Raw genomic sequence first — 14,454 nt, forward strand, 5'->3', positions numbered from 1 at the left:
TATGTATCCTCTCTATCTTGGGTTTACCCTTTTTTCTTTTTTCTTTTCTATAAGAAAAACAACTCTTCAAATATAAATTACAATGATTAATCAAAAATGTCAATATGGTTTAGATACATTTTTATTAACTTTTGTTACTTAATTGAATGAGTAAGAGAAAAAGGATGCAATAGCATATTGCCTTGCATCCTAAAGCTTATAATTAAGCAACCTTTTCTCCGAATACACTTTCACTAGCGTTATAGTGTACTTTATGATTACCCCAGCTCCATACATCTATTGCATTGGAAGAAACTCCTGATACTGAATTACCTGAATAAGCAACTCCAGATGCAAATCCTGCAAGGCTTCCAATCCATGCATAATCGGATACAGACTTTTGACTTAAGTAACCACCAACAGTATTGCTATACATAGATGTGTTGATTGCTACACCCATTAGTCCACCAGCATTACATTTATATTTATGGCCATCAGTTGTAACGATAGAAACCTGATAGAATGATACATTTGCTCTTACCTGGTTAGAATTAATCCTACAATTAACTGTAAATCCATATCCGCCACCAACTGATCCGTTTCCTGATATACTTAATGTATAACCATTTGTTCTATTACTTTCTGATTTAGTACCTTTGGCATAGCCGATAAATCCACCAGTAAATGCTTTAGAGCCATTCTTAACTTCACCTGTGATTGTTCCACCATTTACATTATTTAATGAAACTGATCCTCCATTGGCATAACCGCAAATTCCACCAACATATGCATCTGTATAACTGCTTGAACTATAAATATTAGTAGTGCTATTAGTTCTTGTATTATTAGTAATTGTTGAGTTTGCACTATATGCAATGATTCCACCAACATAATAATTTCCTGAAACAGTTCCTTGTGCTTCATTATTTGTTATTGAAGCATACTCGGCATATCCTACAATACCACCTGCATATCCTTTTGAACAATTATTAACTATATTTTTAACTGATTTATTTTTAGTAAGAGAACCATTTTTTAATAAATTTCCACAAATACCACCAGCATAACTAAAAGTATTTGAAGAGGAAGTGCTAACTTCAATTTCAACGCTACACTCTCTTATTTTCCATCCATAGCCAGCAACACCACCAGCATAATAGTCACCTTTTACATATGATTGACTTTGAGGTGAATACCATATTGATGAACCCTTGATTTCTCCACTATATTGTTGACCTACCATACCACCAGCGTAGTGTCCTTCAACTCCAACAGAATCTAAAATACAGCTTGTAACAATAGGATAACTATATCCATTTTGACCAGGATTATCAGTGTATTTCATCGATCCTGTAATACCACCTATATATGAATTTCCAGTCGCTTTAATAGTATTTAATGCATTACCTTTAATTCTACCATCATCAATATATGCACTTGCTCCAACTAATTGTCCAGCAATACCACCTACATATCCTGTTGCAGTAGATGCAGTAATATTAATGTTTCCATAGAAATATGCAGTTTTTACGGCACATCTATTATCACCGACAATACCACCTATAAAGTACTGTCCATTTCCACTGATTGTTGCTTTAATGCTTGTATGTACATCAATATACATTAACATTCCATAGTTTAAACCAGCAATTGTTCCAAAACGAGAACTACCAACATTTAAAGTAATTGTATCTAAAATATTGATATTACTTAATGTTCCACTTGATTCTAATGTATTGCAAATAAGTCCATTTTGAGTAATTTTATAATTATTAGTTTTAATACAGTTTGCGAAATATAATCTATCGATGGAACCTTTTATTTGGTTAAATAAAGGATATTCATCAAAATATAAATTTGTTATTTTTTTACTTAAATCATCCCCAGATTTAATTGACGCATTAAAACAAATATTATTTAATGTTGAACTTGTATGAAATCTACTAAGAGTAATATCATTTTCAATAACAAAAACATGATTATTCTTATTGTATTCAGGATAATTCTTTAAGATATAGAACATATTAATGAATTGCTTTTCATTATATATGTGATGGAATGATTTTCCATTATTAACTATTGTCTTTCCAAAGAACCAATCAATTTTAATAGAATCTATAGTAGTTGGTTTAAAAGATAACTCTTCACCAGAAGTAAGACCATCAATATTTGTTTTTACCTCAACTTTTACAATTTCAAATTTACTTTGATTTTCCATGAATGCCTTAAGGTTAGTAGTTCCCTTTAACTCAATTAAATCAAAGGGATGTGATGTAGTATTTCCAGTTTTTTTAGGGTAAGCTAATGTAAATTCTTTAGGACTTGTACAATTAATTGGTCTAATTGTCACATAGATAACATCATTTTGCTTTAATCCTGTCGCATTTAAATTAACTATTACTTTATCAAGATCTTCATTGTAATTAGCAGAAAGTGAGTATGACACTCCAGATTCCTTTGCATTAATAAATACCTTAGTAGGAATCTTAACCTTATCATTTCTTCCAATAGGATTACAAATAATTGTTAAGGTTGTACCTCCAAATGGCTGATCATTTGGAACCACAATTACTTGTTTTGGATTATTTACCTCATCACTATTATCGTCAAAGGTAATATCATATACATTAAATGAATCACTATTTGAAATAGCAACCTTATATGAACCACCTCTTTTTAAAGAATACATATCATTGATTTTTTCAACTTCTTTACCATTTAGATCAACAAGCTTATAAGTAACTAAATCAGTAGTTACAATTGGCTTTGCATTCTTTGTAACCATAAAATATACATATTGGTTCTCTTCATAATAATTACAATGGTATACATTTCCATCTACACTTGCTGAATATCCATAGTCTGCAAAGATAAAGTCTTCTGTTGTTTTAATTCCACTGAAAGAAATACCATAATCATCACTTTCAGAAATCAAATATCCATATATAACTCCGGCCTGTAGTTCAACATCAGAATTCATATTAGTAACTGTAGCTTTTGAAGATACTTCATGACTTAAATTAGATTCATAATTAACTGCAGCGGTAGAAACAATATAATAAGTAGCACCTAATGATAAACGATAGTTTGCTTTACCGTTAGAAACTTTTGAATCATAAACATTGAAATTTTCATCATAAATTACATAATTACTTGGAATAGTAAGTAATCTACCATTAGCTTTAAATTGAGCTATTGATCCAGTAAATGTAAATGTTTGGTTTAAATCTAAATAATTTCCGAAAGATGCTTCATCCATTTTATGAATATTTAATGTTACATTAGATGCAACATCAAGATAATACTTTCCAGAATTTAAATAGTAAACCGCAAAATTTCCATTGACATTTGGAGCTATTTCTACGAAATTAGCATCATAAATTCTTAAATTTGAAACCTTAGATGAATCAACAACATAGTAACCTGATTGATAATTTGGAACATAGAAATAACAAGAAGTATTTAAATTAGAATAGAAATTGTCTATATCAATTCCATAAGATAAATAAGGCTTTATTTCCATATAACCTGAGCGGCTTAAGCTTGCAGGTAAAACAACATTATATTTAGTTCCTTTTGTTAAATAATATCCATTTGCTGTCTTTTCAACACCTTTGATTTTTAAATCAACTTCATTTTCATCTAAAGTAAAATCATAATATCCAGTATGACTAGGTGTGAATGTCATATTCTTTGCCTGGCCCTTAGAAACAGTAATTGTGGTTGACTCATGATCCTTTATAGCAGTTGGCTCAATTACAGCTCCTTCGTCTAAAGTATTTAATACTTTAAAATCATAATGAGTTGTAAGAGCCAGCTCTTCTCCATTGACAGAAACGGATTGAATATCATACAATGATAAAGCGATAAATGGGTTTAATTTTCCCTCATTATTATATACATTATCTAATAAGTAATTTGCTTTCGCATAATTACCGCATAAATCTGTACTTAAAGAATGATTTTCACTTGTCATAATAGCAATATTTCTAACAAGTTCATCGCGGAAACGCATTTGGTCATTTGTTCCGCCTTCGTAAACTAATGCATTCTCTTGATTAGTAATATCTAGTTTAAGTGCATCTATAGCTCCTGTACATAAATCATACGCGCCCATAATAACACTGTATGCTATACCAACATAAGGAATATTTCCTATAGAATTGTCAGCTACAATTCGCATATATATTTTTCCAAATGCTTCATCATCAAAATACATATTTGCACAATATAAATCGTATGTTACTCCAGTAAAGCAAACGTTAGTATCCTTTGTAACATTATATTCATTATCATATGCATTTAGAGAATCTAAGGCAATTAAAACAGAATTGAATGTGATATTATTAAATATAATATTAGTATCATAATACTGAAAACCAGAACCGTCAGTAAAATTCTCACCAATAACTGGAGCTAAAGTTCCTCCAACTGTTAGTATTTGTTCTTCAAAATCTTTAGATGTAAAAAAGGATTGTACGCGTGGAACTACTACAGTATTATCAGTAGATTTGTTAATCGCATAAAAACAACCTTTTGCTTGTCCTGGCATAAGGAAAGTAGGCCAATCTGTACTTAAATTTGTAAAATAATAGTAATCCATGCAGGTATGTGTAATTGTTTCGAATGCCAAATCAGTTAATGTATAATAGCTTTTACTAAATACAATTTCAATTTCTTGCTCTAAGCCATTATAAACTGTACCTGTAGTACTAAAGTTTGCTAATTTAGTACTTGTTCTAAAAACAGTAACATCATTAGTTAAAGTATTTTCATCATTATAGTATTGTGAACAAATATAAAAACCATATTCATCTCCAATATATAATTCTGAACATTCATTATAAAATAATTCCTTTGGAATAATTTTTACAATGTCATCATCGCCATTAATGGTCATAAAGCTTTCTCTAACAAAGTTTGCCATTAAAGTCTTATACTCTACATTTTTTGCATAACCAGTTCTTAAATACTGATCAATTGTTTTTCCCTCATCATAATATATTGATGAAGTATAATCTTGGTAATATTTACCATCTTCAATAACTAGTTCTTCACTATCTTCACTTGCACCATCGGCATATACAACCATGCCTAAAAATACAAATAAAAAAAACGCAAAGAAAACACTAGTTGCGCTAAAAAAAATCTTTTTAATCATATTGTTCTCCTCTCTCCAATTTTATTTAGCAGTGTTGCTACACCCTTGAAAAACAAAAATGTAGTTGTGCCACCTAAACTGCATTGACTCCCAATAATGCAACAACGGTGTAATTATAATAAATAAAAGAACAATAGTCAATAAAATGTTTAAATTTATATAATATCATAGTTTTTGTTTCTTAATGTATATATGTTTATAAAAAAAAATGGTCAATTTGACCATTTATTATTTTTCTTCTTCAGTTAAATGTAAATTTCTATTATTCCATGGTTCACATGGTTCATTATATAAAGATCTAGATAATATAGCATAATTACCAGATAATGAAACTCTGTCTCTAGGGCATTGGTAGGATTCAGCTGTATAGCCATTTACTTTTAAGAATGTTTTAGCGCCAGGGAAGCCTGTTTCTGTATTGAAGATTACTCTCATTCTTCTATAGCCTAAGTCTCTAGCTGTTTCATCTAATAATCTTAATGCTTCAGAACCTAATCCTAATCTTCTATATTTAGGTAATATACCAAACCAACCTAAGAAGCCATCTTCAACATCTGCTCCATAATGAGCTAGTCCAGATACACCGATACATTCATCCCCATTATATACTAAAAAATAGTTATTATCATTTTCCCCATTAACCATTTCTGTATACTTTTTAGTAGCATCATCATATGGGAAAATTTCCCTTTGAACTTCGATAGCAAAAGCTAAATTATCTTGGTTAAGCTTAATATGTTTAATCATAACTCCACCGCCTTATAAAAACGTTTGCATTATATATTTTACTAAAATTTTCCGAAAAATTAAAGTATTATTTTTAAAAATTTCGTATATTTTATTATGATTTAATATAAATTATGCTTTTTTATGAATTCAATTACTCCATTATTATTAAAATCATAATCTGTCATGTATTCTGTTACGCTTTTAAGCTCACCTACAGCATTGATCATTGCAACCCCATAATGAGCTTCTTCTATCATAGAAATATCATTTAATTGATCTCCAAAGGCTAAAGTTTTATCGTTATCAATTTTATAATATTCCTTTAAATATCTTAAGGCATTGCCTTTAGATGCTTTTTTAGAATGAATTTCAATAGAATAAACATCTATATTTAAATCATCCTGGAAATACTTACCCCAATTTCTATAAAAGATATGTTCTTGATATTTATTAATAATTTTTTCAAATTCATTAAAGCATTCCGCTTTTACCCATAAATTACAAATTAATGGTGCATCCATTACAACCTCACAAGGATTTCCATCAACAATAGTTAAATCATTATACTCATTATGAACAATCCAATTAGGAACTAAATTTAAATTATGCGCATACACTCTTTTTGTACCTGTAGTCATATACATATATGCATCCATACCCCTAGTTTCTTCTAAAAAGGATTTAAAAATATTTAGTGGTATTTCAAAGAATTTATCTTTACCATCTAGATTATAAATCGCACAGCCGTTATCTGTAACCATAGGCATATTTAATCCTAAATCTTTAAAAATAGCTAATGCGCCTGTATAGGGGCGCCCTGTACAAATCGCAAATACATTTCCCTTATTTGTAAATTCATTTAAGAATACTTTTGTCTCTTCTGTTATTTTTTTATCCCATGTTAATAAGGTATCATCTAAATCCGATAATACTAAATATTTACTCATAAAATCAGCCCCTTGTTTTGTTTCCTTATAAGTATAACAAAAGTAATCTAAAAAAGAAAGTTATATATAATATAACATTTTTACTATATAAATGAAATTTATAAGCATAATACATTCTATAAATAGAATTTATATGAATTAAAAAGCCTAGGGGGCTTCCTAGGCTTTATATAGAAAGGATGGAAAAAGCTATGGAATACTAACATGTAGTATCAATAGTTTCTTCTTTTGGTTAAGGCATAAGCCTTATAGGATTTGAGATGACCCTAGAGCAGCTAGGCCACCTAGAATTAATATACGCTTTATATAAACACATTTCAATATGATTGAAACACTTTTTCAAATTCGAATTTTTTTATTAAAAAACACTATTATTTTAGACATATGTTCGAAAATTTAATATAAAATAGACACTTAACAACTAAATATAACTATTTAATATTAATAGAATTAATAGATAATAACTAAATTACTGTTTGACAAATTATGGAATACATATACATGTTCATAAAATTTGTTACATATTGAGAGATACCTAACTATCAATCAGAAATATTTTCGTAAATTTACGAAAATGTATGATAAAACTAATGTTTTCAAAATTCTATTTTGTAGATTTATTTTCATTTAGTAATACAAAGTTATTTTCTATTTCTTCAATGATATCCTTCGGTAAAAATGCTTCATAAGCATACTTTTCAAACTGTTTTACTGCACTTCTTACCTCTTCAATTATTCTTTTTATTTTTAGCTCACTAATATTCATATTTTTACCTGCAGAAATAATATCCTCTAAAGTGATATTAGAGCTTTTACCATTAACTAACATTTGATGCTCATTTGTCCATTTGCCTAAAGGATCATACATATAGGTAATATCATATGCAGGAGAAAGTGTCCATTTTCCATTTTTATTCATTAAAAATGAAATATTTTTAACGTGATCATCCTGATTTCTTGCCATTACATTAAACACCATTCTCCTAAAAAACTGTTCAATGTCTTGGGCGCCAATATTCATTTTCTTCATAACTTGAACAGTTTGTTCATATCCAAATATTCTTGTTTTATCAAATGGTAAATGATTAATTGCGCAAAGAGATTGCATATGGATTTTTTTCATACTTCCGTTTTCATCGATATATCTATCAAATCTTTTTGTCATGAAATGATACTTATTATCTCGAATTAATAGTTCTGAATTAGACATATTAATTCCAGCATTTATAGCCATTAAATAGTATGCATATTCTATTCTAGTTGAATAAATAGAATCTATTCTATCCTTATCCTTATTCTTAGTAATTCCATCAAACTTTATAATATAATAATCGTACCCGGTTCCAGCATCTATTTGACCAGATTTAAATTTATCTATACTCCTATTATATGCAACAATCGCCTTTGCTCTTGCGCCACCTGCAGATGTTCCAACCTTTATTAAATTTCTTAAATCCAATTCTTTTGTTCCAAGATGGTTTTTAGAATTTAATACTTCATTACACAAATCAACAATTTTATCTAGATATATATTTGTACTTGTTTCTTTACTTATATAGGATGGATAATATTCAAGTGCCCCTAATCCTCTTTGTCCAATATATAATAATCTTTCAACAGGTCCAAAATCATCAATTGTTTTACCTTGGGTAGCTAACCAATCCGCTAAGATGGATGTTCCAAATTTATCAGGAAGGGAATCTGCTAGCATACCTGGCAAGCCCAAAAAAGTTTTATATGATAAATCTCTAAAAATATATTCATTTTCAGATAATGGCATGAATATAGGTGATATTTGAATATTGGATTTTAAAAATTTTTCATCATAAATAAATTTACAATATCCATCATCTAGCTCTATTACTTCACCTATTTTTGTATTCCACATTTTAACAATTGCTTTTATCATTTATCTTCCCCCCATACCCATTCAGATTCTTTATTTGATTTTTTATACCTTTTTCGCTCAATAGGCTCACGAAGAATTATATTTTCCTTTTCAGGAATTAATACATTAAGATTCGTAATTAGATTTAGTCCATCCAAAATTCTTATTATATTAGAAAAACTACTATCAGAGCCATTTTCAATATTACTAATTGTCCTTAATGAAACTCCTACCTTTTTTGCAAATTCATTTTGTGTAATGGAAAGTCCTATTCTATATTCTCTTATTCTTTTTCCGATTTCTTGTAAAACTAGATCCATATTATATAAACCATCTATTCTCATAGCTATCACCTTCGTATATATTTTACATCATTTTAATATAATATGCAATATCTTGCTTATAATGTAAATACTATAACTATAATATGCAATATTTTACATTTTATATGGAAAATACGGGATAAAATAAAAAGGCGATGGAATCGCCTTAGTATTTGAATATAGCTTATTCAACTGTAAAATATTTATCATATATATTATTAGGATCATTTACCTCTGAATCAGCAAATAAAGCTTCATGGTTTGAATAGAATGGAAGAGGCTCATCATAAGAAAATTCTTGTTCTACTTCATATTCTGTATATCCATCTAAGTACATAGAATCATCTAAAATGCTATCTTTAGATAAATATAATTCATAGAATTGTTCACGCTTTTGTGATTTTGATTCACTAATCAAATAATATGCAGCAAATAATGGCTTTTTAACTCGAATACTCTTATACTGATATTTTGAACTTCCAGAATTAACTATATCATATATATAATTATCTTTAACATAGACCTCACATGAACTATTTAGGTAGTTATTAACCCGATAGCCATCTTTTACTAAGCTAGTAAAAGAAGATAGGTTTTCTTTTGAATCTAGATATGCATTAGATTCCTGTGGATTAACCTTTGTATAAAGCTTTGCAGAACCTGATACACATTTATTTGCTAAAGCATAACTAGACCAATCACCGGCATCTATATTAGAATTATGTACAATTAATCTATCTAGCTTAAAATCAGTTTTTACTATATAGTAGTTATCCTTCAAAACAAATTTTGTTTCTATTTCATTAACAAAATTTAATGGTTTTCCATTATCATCATTATATTTAATAACTGCTTTTTCATAATGCCAACCAATATTAGAATTATAATCATAAACAGTTTTAGAATATACATAATATTCCCCATTATTTGTATCTGAAGTAAATACATTATTATACTGTGATAACATAACTAAAGAATTATAATTTTCTTTATAATCCTTTAATTCTTCATCAGATGTTGCTTGATCTACACAAATATTATCAAAGTATTCCTGTTTTTCTTCAGCCTTCAATAGTTTTGCATCAGAATCTGCTTCTGGTGCTGTAATAGTAAAATCCTTATTTGTATTTAAATTTGATTTTGCATCACCACAGGATGCAAGTGCAATTGTAGCAACTGAAGCTACACTTAAAGTTAATAATAATTTCTTTTTCATTTTTCTCTCTCCTCATATTTTTAAATTATTCTACTTTTGTAACTGTAAAATTAGATTCATATACTTCCCTTGGAATAGAATTTACAACACCACTTGAAATAAAAGCTGTTGAGCTAGTTGCTGTATTTAGAAATGGTAGCATTTTTTGTTTATAATACTCAGTATAATCATATGCATATTCTTTGATATCAGATAGATTTAATGAATCATCTAATAGATTATCCTTCACTAAATAATATTCACTAAAATACTCATTTGTATTCTTATCGTATTCCTTTGTATCATAATTATAATCACTGTTTTCATATTTAGTATAATCATATATATATTCATTATCAGTAATTAGAATGTCCATATTGGAATTTCCATTTGAAATACAATAAGTATAATTATTTAAGGTATATACATCTGCACTTTCATAGTTTATAAATCTATTTCCTTCGGAATAATAATAAAAGCTTTGATTTAAATTCGTTACTTTAGCAAGTAGAATATCTTCAGTGAAGCTTTTAGAAAGGGTAGTATAAAATTCCGCCTTACCATTTACCTTATAGGTATTTTCCTTTGTATAACCAAAATCATCTTCTTTACATTCCCAGTATCTATAATTGTTTAAATTAAGACATGTTTTTGCAATATATTTATTATCCTTTAAAACAAGCTTTGTTTCAATTTCACTAATGTTCTTCTCTTCATTTACTGTTTTAATTTCTTTCTCATAATACCAATAAGTATTATTCTTATAATCTAAAATGAATTTACTCAAGTACTCTAAAGACTCTTCTTTAGTAGTAAAACGTCTCTTACCAACCATTACAATAGAAGAATAATTATCCATATAATCTTTTACTTTATTTGAATCTACTGTATAGGATTTATAATTTTCATAAATTTGTGCTTTTTCTTCTTCTGTTAATAATTTCGCATTAGAATCCCAAGTATCTCTTAACGGCAAATCAAAATCCATAGATGTACTTAAAATACTATCTTGACTAGAGCAAGATGCTAAAGCGATACCTGTTACTACAATACCAAATAAACCAATAAATTTCTTTTTCATAATATTCTCCCTCTTGCATTTTTAAATGCAAATTTATAATAATACCTAAGTATTCAATTGTCAATTATTAATTTATATAAATAATAACAGAGTTCTCTTCCATAATTTAACACTCCTTAAAGCACGTTTTCTCACTTGAACCTCTCATGATTAAAATCATAAGATTCTAACTTCTAATAACGCTAAAGAGACTTTAGCGGCATAGATATAATGCTGATAAAGTTGCCTAAATCCTGTCTAGAAGACACATTATATCTACCTAACATATTAGACTATTAGTTAATAACATTTAATAATACTTTAAATGTATTATATGTTAATTTTGTTCCACTCAAAGCTAAAGAAGCTTTTGTCTCTAGCTTTGACCTTGAACTTTCATCCAAGGGTTTTAATGTCTCTCTTATATAATATCTTGCTGCGATATTATATGATGCACTTAAATCACAATTATATATCTTTCCGCTTACAAATTTGCATATAGAATAATTATCATTATCTCTTTCTACCTCTCCAGATCCATCATATGCATATCTGCTTGTCCCATTTGGATTAACTGTTGATACTCTTATTCCATTTCTATGTGCCATTTCATATGCTTTATTATATATTGCTATCTTTCTCCAACGATGTAATCTTGCTCTAAAAGATCTTTTTGCTCTTTTGAATTTATGTCTTAAATTCTCAAATACTATTACATCTACTCCATATGATAAGCATATTTTTATAATTTGATTTACAGTATGATTAACTATATTTTCATTAATTGAATTTATTTTATTATTAATATGTAGATTCCTTAAATATTTATAATTGCCACTATTCCTTTGTATTTTTCTTTTCTTATTAAGTAAATGATTCATTAGGTCTTTGTTATTAGTATTAATAAAATGTCTTCCTAAAATAGTGCCTTCATAATTCATTATACTTATTGTGGCATCATTATTTACACCTAAGTCTACTCCACATATTATTCTTTTATTTAATTCTTTATCTTGAAGCTTTACATCTTCAATTTCAAATGAGAATTTTATATATATCTTTTTTCCTATAATCTTTATTTCAGGATTATATCTTTTTCCATTTATTTTATTTATATATTTTAAATCATTTTTCTTTAATTTAAATTCTTCATATTTCCAAGTATTATCTTCATATATCTTTAATGCTATTTTATTATCAGATATTACTTTATACATATTATCTTTATAAAATGATGGTAGCATATTACATTTAGATAAGCTTGGTTCTCTTTTTTTAAATTTCTTCCCATTTGATATTTTATTATATCTTTCTTTTTTATAATTATCTAAATTAGATTTATATGAAACAATATGTCCAATAGCTTTTGATTCTATATCTCTTAATAAATAACATGGAAGCTTATAATACATTGAATCAAAATCATATTTTGCAATATTATTCTTTGTGTTATGTATTAAATGTTCTAAATACATTCTTCTTTCTAAATTATTTAATTCTTTTATTTCATCATAATGCATGAGCACTACATCACATACATAATTTAATGCAGAATTATATAAAGATAATGTATTAGCTACTATATGTCTTAATTTATTTGTATTATTTATAACTTCAACATTGTAGCTAACAACTGCCATAATACCCTCCATTTTTAGTGCGATTAAGCTTTAAAAACCATAATAATTCTCCACCACTATTATACCATATTATAGGCTAAATCCGGCTTGGGAAAAATAGGAAAATTTATGTAGTATTATTTAACTTTTTTAGGTTCTTTTTCTCAAAACCAATACAACGAATAAGAGCCTAACTCGTAAATTAATTAACGAGTGTGCGGCCCTATTGTATCAAATAATTTATCAATATATTCTTTCACCAACCGCAAGTTTGGATTAAAATAAACCGCAAGTTTGGATTAAAATGAATATAAGATGGCCAAATTAAATTTTTTTTATTTTTAGACATAATAAAAAGCAACCCCTCCCTGGGTTGCTTAAATATATTAATTACTATTTATATTCTTTTTATTATGTATAAAGCATAATAACATAAAATTTGCCATCATGTAGGTTGGCCAAATAATAAATGATGATATATCATTAATTACTTTAGGCTCTTTTATAGTACTTCTTATTCCAATGAATGTATCTGAGATAAATGCTAGTGTTACTGCTAGTGATAAGAATAGATTAGATATATTTTTATCTTTACTATATCTAATCCAAGAAATAACCATATTTACTATTAATACTTCTGCTAAAGTTATAGTTATAAAGGATTGGAATGTAAATTTATTTAATATGAATAATAAAATAGTTCCTACTGCAAATAATACTACTCTTATAATTATTTCTATATAATGCTTATATAAAAATATCATTATTAAAGAATAAGCTATTAAAAATGTAATAATACCACCTAAGGATATTTTTAATATAGAAAAGAATATATCTGCAATAATAATAGTAAAAAAATAGATAATAATAAGTCCATTTTTGGCTATTATTTTATTTTTATTATTTCTTATATAGAAATATAATCCAAAGATGAAATATAAAACTACAGAGGATATTTTAAGTGTTGTGAATGTTATTTCTATAGGATCATTATATGATCTATCTACATATAGACCATCTTTAATTCTTAAGGATATTAAAAGAATTATACCAAGCATTAATAATGCTTCTATTATGAATGCAATATATAATATATGCCTATTTTTCATTTTTTAATAACCTCTAAGAATTCCTTATGGCTATTTAGTGGTATTGCAGTAAAATTAAAATTCTTGCACCAGGAAGGATAGTTTTCTTCCATAATGGCTTTAGCTTCTTCCATTGAATTTAATTCTCCTGTAAACCAAATGAGCTTCATATGCTCCTTATCCTCTTTTACACTATCCTTTTGTCTTACAGCTAGTAATGCTTTATATTCTTTATTACTTTGTGTTTCCCCATTTTTTAATAAAGGGTAAAAATGATAAAAAAATATCCAGGTAGAAATACCTGGGTTTTGTGTCTTATATAAGTGAAAAAAGACCTCAAAAATGGTATAATTAAATTGGCAAAAATAACTAAATACCAGAGGACTTTTTCCATGAAAAATTATAGCACTTTAAACGATATTTTAAAAGATGAAATTGTTAATTATATAAAGGATATTACAAAAG

General features: G+C 27.4%; 10 protein-coding genes. All 10 read right to left on the reverse strand.

Translation table 11 applies throughout. The features are described from left to right. Nucleotides 1–202: 202 nt before the first annotated feature. Nucleotides 203–5,140 carry an autotransporter outer membrane beta-barrel domain-containing protein gene (locus EI71_RS06265; RefSeq protein ID WP_119016401.1) on the reverse strand — a complete coding sequence of 1,646 codons (4,938 nt, stop codon included), beginning with the start codon at nt 5,138–5,140 and terminating at the stop codon, nt 203–205. A 228-nt stretch (nt 5,141–5,368) separates the two neighbouring features. Further along, entirely contained in the window at nt 5,369–5,887 is a 519-nt protein-coding gene (locus tag EI71_RS06270; protein WP_119016402.1) for a GNAT family N-acetyltransferase, read from the reverse strand. Nucleotides 5,888–5,988: 101 nt separating this feature from the next. Next, on the reverse strand, nt 5,989–6,816 hold the full coding sequence (locus tag EI71_RS06275; protein ID WP_119016403.1) for a Cof-type HAD-IIB family hydrolase: 828 nt from the start codon (nt 6,814–6,816) through the stop codon (nt 5,989–5,991). A 604-nt stretch (nt 6,817–7,420) separates the two neighbouring features. Next, nucleotides 7,421–8,725, reverse strand: coding sequence for a type II toxin-antitoxin system HipA family toxin (locus tag EI71_RS06280; RefSeq protein WP_119016404.1), 1,305 nt, complete (start codon nt 8,723–8,725; stop codon nt 7,421–7,423). Beyond that, nucleotides 8,722–9,048 carry a helix-turn-helix domain-containing protein gene (locus EI71_RS06285; protein WP_162849830.1) on the reverse strand — a complete coding sequence of 109 codons (327 nt, stop codon included), beginning with the start codon at nt 9,046–9,048 and terminating at the stop codon, nt 8,722–8,724. The genes EI71_RS06280 and EI71_RS06285 overlap by 4 nt, the downstream gene beginning before the upstream one ends. Nucleotides 9,049–9,211: 163 nt before the next feature. Further along, nucleotides 9,212–10,243 carry a hypothetical protein gene (locus EI71_RS06290; protein ID WP_119016406.1) on the reverse strand — a complete coding sequence of 344 codons (1,032 nt, stop codon included), beginning with the start codon at nt 10,241–10,243 and terminating at the stop codon, nt 9,212–9,214. Nucleotides 10,244–10,268: 25 nt separating this feature from the next. After that, nucleotides 10,269–11,303: a hypothetical protein gene (locus EI71_RS06295; protein WP_119016407.1), complete on the reverse strand. Its 1,035-nt coding sequence runs from the start codon at nt 11,301–11,303 to the stop codon at nt 10,269–10,271. A gap of 275 nt (nt 11,304–11,578) precedes the next feature. Continuing rightward, nucleotides 11,579–12,922 carry an IS200/IS605 family accessory protein TnpB-related protein gene (locus EI71_RS06300; RefSeq protein WP_162849831.1) on the reverse strand — a complete coding sequence of 448 codons (1,344 nt, stop codon included), beginning with the start codon at nt 12,920–12,922 and terminating at the stop codon, nt 11,579–11,581. Between the two features lie 365 nt (nt 12,923–13,287). Next, nucleotides 13,288–14,010: a hypothetical protein gene (locus tag EI71_RS06305; protein ID WP_119016409.1), complete on the reverse strand. Its 723-nt coding sequence runs from the start codon at nt 14,008–14,010 to the stop codon at nt 13,288–13,290. After that, on the reverse strand, nt 14,007–14,159 hold the full coding sequence (locus EI71_RS06310) for a hypothetical protein (RefSeq protein ID WP_162849832.1): 153 nt from the start codon (nt 14,157–14,159) through the stop codon (nt 14,007–14,009). The genes EI71_RS06305 and EI71_RS06310 overlap by 4 nt, the downstream gene beginning before the upstream one ends. Nucleotides 14,160–14,454 lie beyond the last annotated feature (295 nt).

The organism is Anaeroplasma bactoclasticum (assembly GCF_003550015.1).
Classification (GTDB): Bacteria; Bacillota_I; Bacilli_A; order Acholeplasmatales; family Anaeroplasmataceae; genus Anaeroplasma; species Anaeroplasma bactoclasticum.

Coding starts and splice junctions, on each gene's coding strand:
- EI71_RS06265 (WP_119016401.1), bottom strand. CDS start 5,140: ATGATTAAAAAGATTTTTTTTAGCGCAACTAGTGTTTTCTTTGCGTTT.
- EI71_RS06270 (WP_119016402.1), bottom strand. CDS start 5,887: ATGATTAAACATATTAAGCTTAACCAAGATAATTTAGCTTTTGCTATC.
- EI71_RS06275 (WP_119016403.1), bottom strand. CDS start 6,816: ATGAGTAAATATTTAGTATTATCGGATTTAGATGATACCTTATTAACA.
- EI71_RS06280 (WP_119016404.1), bottom strand. CDS start 8,725: ATGATAAAAGCAATTGTTAAAATGTGGAATACAAAAATAGGTGAAGTA.
- EI71_RS06285 (WP_162849830.1), bottom strand. CDS start 9,048: ATGAGAATAGATGGTTTATATAATATGGATCTAGTTTTACAAGAAATC.
- EI71_RS06290 (WP_119016406.1), bottom strand. CDS start 10,243: ATGAAAAAGAAATTATTATTAACTTTAAGTGTAGCTTCAGTTGCTACA.
- EI71_RS06295 (WP_119016407.1), bottom strand. CDS start 11,303: ATGAAAAAGAAATTTATTGGTTTATTTGGTATTGTAGTAACAGGTATC.
- EI71_RS06300 (WP_162849831.1), bottom strand. CDS start 12,922: ATGGCAGTTGTTAGCTACAATGTTGAAGTTATAAATAATACAAATAAA.
- EI71_RS06305 (WP_119016409.1), bottom strand. CDS start 14,010: ATGAAAAATAGGCATATATTATATATTGCATTCATAATAGAAGCATTA.
- EI71_RS06310 (WP_162849832.1), bottom strand. CDS start 14,159: ATGAAGCTCATTTGGTTTACAGGAGAATTAAATTCAATGGAAGAAGCT.